This is a genomic window from Bradyrhizobium sp. (assembly GCF_017881085.1).
Classification (GTDB): Bacteria; Pseudomonadota; Alphaproteobacteria; order Rhizobiales; family Xanthobacteraceae; genus Bradyrhizobium.
The window spans coordinates 20,780-27,011 of record NZ_JADGRI010000031.1; the positions used below are offsets into that span (position 1 = coordinate 20,780).

At 61.9% G+C, this 6,232-nt stretch carries 7 protein-coding genes; 3 read left to right on the forward strand and 4 right to left on the reverse strand.

The genetic code is table 11. The features are described 5' to 3' along the window. The first annotated feature begins 105 nt into the window (after nucleotides 1–105). Complete coding sequence (locus QZ213_RS05050; RefSeq protein WP_291684959.1) at nucleotides 106–1,614, forward strand: sensor histidine kinase; 1,509 nt, start codon at nucleotides 106–108, stop codon at nucleotides 1,612–1,614. Between the two features lie 142 nt (nucleotides 1,615–1,756). Here QZ213_RS05050 and QZ213_RS05055 read toward each other — a convergent pair whose 3' ends face one another. The 3 genes from QZ213_RS05055 to QZ213_RS05065 all read right to left on the reverse strand — a co-directional run bounded on the left by QZ213_RS05055 (nucleotide 1,757) and on the right by QZ213_RS05065 (nucleotide 3,610). Further along, nucleotides 1,757–2,491 carry a cytochrome c biogenesis protein CcdA gene (locus QZ213_RS05055; protein ID WP_291684960.1) on the reverse strand — a complete coding sequence of 245 codons (735 nt, stop codon included), beginning with the start codon at nucleotides 2,489–2,491 and terminating at the stop codon, nucleotides 1,757–1,759. A gap of 251 nt (nucleotides 2,492–2,742) precedes the next feature. Beyond that, nucleotides 2,743–3,027, reverse strand: coding sequence for a hypothetical protein (locus QZ213_RS05060; RefSeq protein WP_291684961.1), 285 nt, complete (start codon nucleotides 3,025–3,027; stop codon nucleotides 2,743–2,745). Next, the gene (locus QZ213_RS05065) at nucleotides 3,005–3,610 is read right to left on the reverse strand and encodes an isochorismatase family protein (RefSeq protein WP_291684962.1); all 606 of its coding nucleotides are present in this window, start codon (nucleotides 3,608–3,610) and stop codon (nucleotides 3,005–3,007) included. Before QZ213_RS05065 ends, QZ213_RS05060 begins: the two co-directional genes overlap by 23 nt. 188 nt (nucleotides 3,611–3,798) lie before the next feature. Here QZ213_RS05065 and QZ213_RS05070 point away from each other — a divergent pair, with 188 nt between their 5' ends. Further along, on the forward strand, nucleotides 3,799–4,845 hold the full coding sequence (locus tag QZ213_RS05070) for a LysR family transcriptional regulator (protein ID WP_291684963.1): 1,047 nt from the start codon (nucleotides 3,799–3,801) through the stop codon (nucleotides 4,843–4,845). A 7-nt stretch (nucleotides 4,846–4,852) separates the two neighbouring features. Next, a complete protein-coding gene (locus QZ213_RS05075) occupies nucleotides 4,853–5,248 on the forward strand; it encodes a helix-turn-helix transcriptional regulator (protein ID WP_154073350.1) in 396 nt (131 codons plus the stop codon). Here QZ213_RS05075 and QZ213_RS05080 read toward each other — a convergent pair. Beyond that, nucleotides 5,245–6,232 (reverse strand): FAD-dependent monooxygenase (locus tag QZ213_RS05080; RefSeq protein WP_291684964.1); only part of this gene is annotated, 988 nt, incomplete at its 5' end. The two genes, QZ213_RS05075 and QZ213_RS05080, sit on opposite strands and share 4 nt — an antisense overlap.

A 6,232-nucleotide genomic window follows, 5' to 3' on the forward strand; every position in this document is an offset into this window, starting at 1 on the left:
GAACCGGCTGACGCGTCCAAAATCCTTGGCGGATGTCGAGCGCTTCTCCTATGCTCGCGAGCCGTTCGGCGCTCCCGGCGCCGGATGCATCGATGCAGGAACCGCGTGCCGAAACCCTCCCTGCCAGCCCGCCTTGCTCTTCTGGTCGCAGGAACCACGCTGCCGCTGATCGTCTTCGCGGCCGGGCTGGTCTTCAACGATTACGAGCAGGACCGAAAGGACGCCTCCCGGCGCGTTCTTGAGACCGTGCGCAGCATTCGCCTGGTGCTTGATGCCGAGATGCAGCGCATGACGGGCGGCCTTCGGGTGCTGGCGCTCACCAACACGGTGCGCAACGGCGACTTCGAGAATTTTCGCCGCATCGCTTCGGGCTTTCTCGATCAATATGGCAAGGACGGCGTCGTGCTGGTGGCGGACCGCGATGGACGCCAGCTGTTCTCCTCGGTCACGACGGACACCTCGAGCCTCCCGCCGCGCAACAACCGCGCGATCGTGGACAGGGTATTCGCGAGCAAGACCCCGCAATACTCGAACCTGTTCATCGGCGCCGTGAAGAAACGGCCGATCGTGACGGTCGAGGTCCCCGTGCTTCGCGACGGCGAGGTGCTCTACGACATTTCCTTCAGCCCGCCGATCGAGATTTTCCAGTCGCTGATCGAAAAGCAGCGCCCGAACCAGGACTGGACGATCTCGATCTTCGACGGTGACGGCATCAATTTCGCGCGCATGCCAAACCCGGAAGCGACCGTCGGCAGGCGCGCATCGCCCTCGCTGTATGCCGAGATGCAACGCGGGCCGGAGGCCACGGTGCAGACGGTATCGCTCGAAGGCGTGCCGCTGATCACGAGTTTCGCCCGGTCTTCCGTCACAGGCTGGACCGTGGCCGCCGGTATCGCGGAAAACTCGCTGGTCGGTCCGTTATGGCGCAACCTCGCAATTACCAGCGTGATCGGCGGCGTGCTGCTGCTGACCGGGCTTGCCTTCGCGGTGCGGATGGCGACCACGATCGCCCGCGGCGAGATGCTGCACGATCTCCTGATCGAGGAGCTCAATCATCGCGTCAAGAACACGCTGGCCATCCTGCAATCGCTTGCCACGCAGACCTTTCGAAGCGCGAGCAAGGCCGAACGGGAAAAATTCGAGGGCCGGCTCGGCGCGCTGGCGGAGGCGCACAATCTCCTGAGCAAGGAGAAGTGGCAGGGCTCGGAGCTGCAGGACGTGGTCGGCCGCGTGCTGCAGCCCTATCTGCTCACCAGCCCGGAACGGGTGCGGATGTCCGGACCGAGGATTCCGCTGTCGCCGCGGCTGGCGGTGGTGCTGTCGATGATCATCCACGAGATCGCCACCAATGCCGCCAAGTATGGCGCGCTGTCGAACGACAGCGGCACCATCGCGCTGGACTGGGAAGCCGTCACCGAAAACGGCAAATCGAAATTGCGGCTGGTCTGGGCCGAGGTCGGCAGCCCTCTTGTCACAACGCCGGTGCAGCGCGGTTTCGGATCGCGCCTGATCGAACGCAGCGCCCGCGATCAGCTCGGCGGCGAAGCTACCGTCGATTTCCTGCCCCGCGGCGTGGTCTATACCCTGATCTGTTCGCTCGACGACGAGGGCTAGACTCTTGGTTTTAGCATCATCTCCTGGGAAAACCGGTTGCCGCTTTGCGCTGACGCCGTCCTTCGGGTCCGGATCATGCCCGATCGCTTAGTCTGATGCGTTTTCTTTACGCGAACCGAAAACCACTTCGCTCGAAAACGCTCTATCCGAAATTCTGCAGGCTCGGAAACGTCTCCAGCAACCAGATGCTGACGGAAGAGATCGCGCCGGTCAGAAAGCCGATGCCGGTAATCACCATCAGCACGCCCATCGTCCGCTCGACATTGGCGAGATGCCGTTTCATGCGCGAGAACAGCGAGGAGAACTGTTCGACCATCAAGGCGGCGATCAGAAAGGGGATGCCGAGGCCCGCGGAATAGACCGCGAGCAGCCCCGCGCCCTTGGCCACGGTCGCCTCGGCCGCCGCCACGGAGAGGATGGCGGCGAGGATCGGGCCGATGCAGGGCGTCCAGCCGAACGCAAACGCCAGGCCCATCACATAGGCCCCCCACAAGCCGACCGGCTTGGGGATGGGCAACCGCCCTTCCCGCATCAGAAAGCCGATCCGCGTCAGCCCGAGGAAATGCAGGCCCATGGCGATGATGACGATGCCGGCGACGATCGAAAGCTCCGCCGACCAGGCGCGGATCAAGGCGCCGATCAGGGAGGCGCTGGCGCCGAGCGCCACGAACACGGTGGAAAATCCGAGCACGAACATGACCGCCGATATCATCACCGCGCGCTGCGACGACGACACCGTCTCTTCATTTTCGATGTGCTCGATGGTCGCGCCCGTGAGGTAGATCAAATACGGCGGCACCAGCGGCAACACGCACGGCGACAGAAAACTGACCAGGCCGGCAATCAGCGCCGCGGGGATCGAAACATCGCTTATCATGCAGTCGTCGCCATCATGGACAATTTGCGGCTTGCAGCCCTTCGCCAGGCCGGGGGTGGGAGCGCGGGTTGATCCGGCCTGATGTACCGGATGGCCAGGAATGCGCAACAGAGCTGCAAAGGCGCTGGGCGCCCCAACCGGCGACGATGGTGGATTTTCCGATCAAAAATGCGGCATTGCGGCGCTACAAAGCGGGTATTGCCGTCGCGACGGGACGGAATCGGGCGATCGGAACCCGAAAACCCGCTCTGCTACTTGACCAGTTTCAGCAGCGGGCGGCGACGCGGGCCATGCGGTGATTTCGGATCCTGCGACCTTTCCGCGACCTCATCGTCCGGCACCATCGCATCGCATAAAGCCTTCAGTTCGGAGTCCGTAATCCGATTGAGCTTCATCCGAAGCTCGAGAATCGCCACCGACACCAACTGGGCAGTCTCCGGGTTGGAGCTGTCGATGAGACCCGCCCGGCACTGCTCGAGTGTCGCGAGAATCAGATGCAATCGTTCTTCTGAATTAGCCACCGGCGTTTTTTCCATAACCGAGATTCCGAGGTAACGTCTGCTCAATCCAATCGTCTGTTTCAAATACCTCCGCATAAATACCGGATATTTTCGAAACGGCGCGGTGGACATCGTCCGCCGGCATTTCGTCGAGTGCGTGACTGGCCGACGCATCGCAAAGATAAGCAACCTTATGGTTACGGTGGAACGCATCGATCAGGGTCGAAAGACAGGCCGACTCGCCTGCAAATCCAGCCAGCACGATGCCACCACGGCCCTGGTTCACCAACGCGGTGAACGGTTCGCTAGAGTAGCACGACGGGCTGCTTCGTTCGAATATCATTTCGTTGCGAAAAGGCTCAAAACCCTCGATCCAGCGGACGAAGGGGGTGGCGCGGTTGAAAAAAGCCGACTCGTTGATCATGCGGATGAAGGCAACCGGAAGACCTATTCTGCGCGAATGATCCAGAACCTTTCGGCATTTGTCCAGCGCGCAATCGATCCGGGAAATCGCCGGCAGCCGCGGCTTCGCCAGATATTCCTGCTGCATATCGACGAACACGACGATCGGTACGCTTGACGAATTCGCGAGTGTCCTGAGGCTTACGACTGAAGTCACGAGGATCCCCTGTTCGGCAGTGATACGGTCTCGGGGCCGCGGCCCCTGGGTTTCCGGGATACGTCCCTGGCGTCCCCGGGATACCGGTTCCGGGTGGTAAGGACGCGTCAAAACGCCCCGCCCCGGACCCGGCATGGTTGTGGTTCGCTCGAACTTCTGACAAGTTTAGCGCGACGAAAGGGCTGTGTATGCGTCTGGCGCTGGAAAGGGGCGTTCCTCAGGAGGAACACCAAAAGCTCGCTCTCGGCAGTCTCACGGACTGGGACGCGGCCAGGATTTTTCTGGAAGTCGTCCGTTGCGGGAGCTTCAGATCCGCGGCTGAGCGGCTCGACCTGTCCATCAACTTGGTTCGCCGCCGGATCGACGATTTCGAGCGGCAGATCGGCGCCACCCTGTTCACCCGCGACGTCCATGGCACCCGTCTGACCGACGAAGGTTCGCTGGTCGTCTCCGCCGTCGAACGCATGGAGGCTGCGTCATTCGACCTGCTGCGCGCCGGCAATTCCGTCGCCAACACGCTCTCGGGCGAAGTCCGGGTGGCCGTTACCGAGGGTCTGGGGACCTTCTGGCTGGCCCCTCGGCTGGTCGAATTCCAGCAGGCCTTCCCCAACATTCTCGTCGACCTCCATTGCGCGATGCGCTCCGCCGACGTGTCGCGGCACGAGGCTGACATTGCGATCCATCTGTCGCGGCCGGCTGCGCTCGACGTCAAGCTGGTCCGGCTCGGCCGCATGCATCTGATGTTCTTTGCCAGCGAGAAATACCTCCAAACCCACGGCACCCCGAAAACGGCGGCCGAGCTGGTCAAGCACCGGCTGGTAATGCAGGTCGCCGATCAGACCGCCGCCAAGGAGACATTCGAGAGCCTGTTTCCCGGCTTTTCCCAGCGGGATTTGCTTGTCATGAGAACCAATGTAAGCAGCGCCAATTACTGGGCGGTGGCCAATGGCGCGGGAATCGGGGTATTTCCGACCTATGCCTATGCGGCTGGCGGGAAAATAATACCTCTAGAGGTTGAGTTGCACCGGCCGTTCGATATTTGGCTATCCTATCATCCCGGGAGTGGCCGGATTCCCCGGGTCCGACATATGATAGACTGGCTGATAGACGCCTTTAACCCTTCTAAATTCCCGTGGTTTAAGGACGAATTCATCCATCCACGGGAATTTAAACCGGTATATAAGAGTGAATCCCTGACCCATCGGTTCGGGGAGTTTTCGGCCGAAGGACGGTAGAACCAGAATGAACAAATCAGCTGCAAAGAAAATGAAGCAACGCAGTGCCGGCAAACCCGACATTGAATTGGGCAAGCGAATCCGGCTGCGGCGCGTCGAACAAAAGATCTCGCAAGCGGAGCTCGGCGACAAGCTCGGCGTCAGCTTCCAGCAGGTTCAGAAATACGAGAAGGGCGTCAACCGCGTCGGCGCTGCTCGTCTTCAGCAAATCGCCACCGCGCTCGATGTGCCCGTCACATTCTTCTACGACGGCGACGGCAAGGCGCGCGAGGTCGAAAGCCTGCTGTTTCTCGACAGCGCGTTCAGCCTGCGTTTGCTGCGAGCCTATAGCAAGATCAAGGATCAGACCGTCCAGCGTCAGCTGGTCTCCTTGATGGAATCGATCGCCGCCAACGAAGATTAGACCATCGGCAGCGCGCGGCCGCTTTTGGCCCCGCTACCTTGGCTTTCGGCACCGCGGACACGATCAATCAACGCGAGCGGATCCGCCGGCAGCCTGTCGCCGCGCCAGGCCACATGCTGGTCCGGGCGGGACAATACCAGCCCGCCGCCATAGTAAGTGGCGGCCTTTGGGCCCTGCATGTCGAGAACCTTCAGCGGCAGTCCGCTGCCGCGAGCCGCACGCTCGAGCGGAGCGATATCTATCGCCGGATCAAACCTCAGCAGGGTGAATTCCGGCCCCATTACATCGTAGAGCGAACGGCCGTCCTCGCACCAAAGATGCGGGGTACGGCAGCCCGGCACCGTCGACGGCGTATAGCTGCTCATGGTGTAGGCCGGGTGTTCGACGCCGTCATAGGCGATGATCGGCGAGCGGTCGTAATAGCTGCCGAAATTGAGACCCGCGCAGGCATATTGCTGGACGTTGATCTCGTAGGTGAGACGCCCGACCTCGCCCCGCGCCGCCTCTCCCCTCGGTCCCGCATCCTCGATTTCATCGGGTATCGCGCCACGGCGGCGAATTTCAGCCTCGGCATGCGACATCGCGAAGCGCGAGACCTGGCTGGTGATCGGCCAGCGCTCCGCCTCATAGGCGTCGAGAATGGAAGACGGTGCCCAGCCATTGAGATGGGCTGCCAGCAGCCAGGACAGGTTCGTGGCATCCGCGATCCCGGCGTTCATGCCGTAGCCGGCATAGGGCACCCAGATATGTGCCGCGTCGCCGGCGATGAACGCGCCGCGGTCGCGAAATTTGTCGGCGATCAGGCGGCGCCCGTACCAGTCCTCCCTGGATATGATGTCGTAGCGGAAGTCCGCATCGACGCCGAGAATGGTCCGGATGCAGGCATCGCGGTCCACCGAGTCGAAATCGCCCTCGCCGGGCTTCATGTAATTATGCACCAGCCAGCGCTCGCTGCCGTCGATCGCATACACCATGCCGGCGCGG

Excerpts from the sequence above, each read along its gene's own strand:
- QZ213_RS05060 (WP_291684961.1), bottom strand. The coding sequence starts at position 3,027 with ATGGAAAAAACGCCGGTGGCTAATTCAGAAGAACGATTGCATCTGATT.
- QZ213_RS05070 (WP_291684963.1), top strand. The coding sequence starts at position 3,799 with ATGCGTCTGGCGCTGGAAAGGGGCGTTCCTCAGGAGGAACACCAAAAG.
- QZ213_RS05075 (WP_154073350.1), top strand. The coding sequence starts at position 4,853 with ATGAACAAATCAGCTGCAAAGAAAATGAAGCAACGCAGTGCCGGCAAA.
- QZ213_RS05055 (WP_291684960.1), bottom strand. The coding sequence starts at position 2,491 with ATGATAAGCGATGTTTCGATCCCCGCGGCGCTGATTGCCGGCCTGGTC.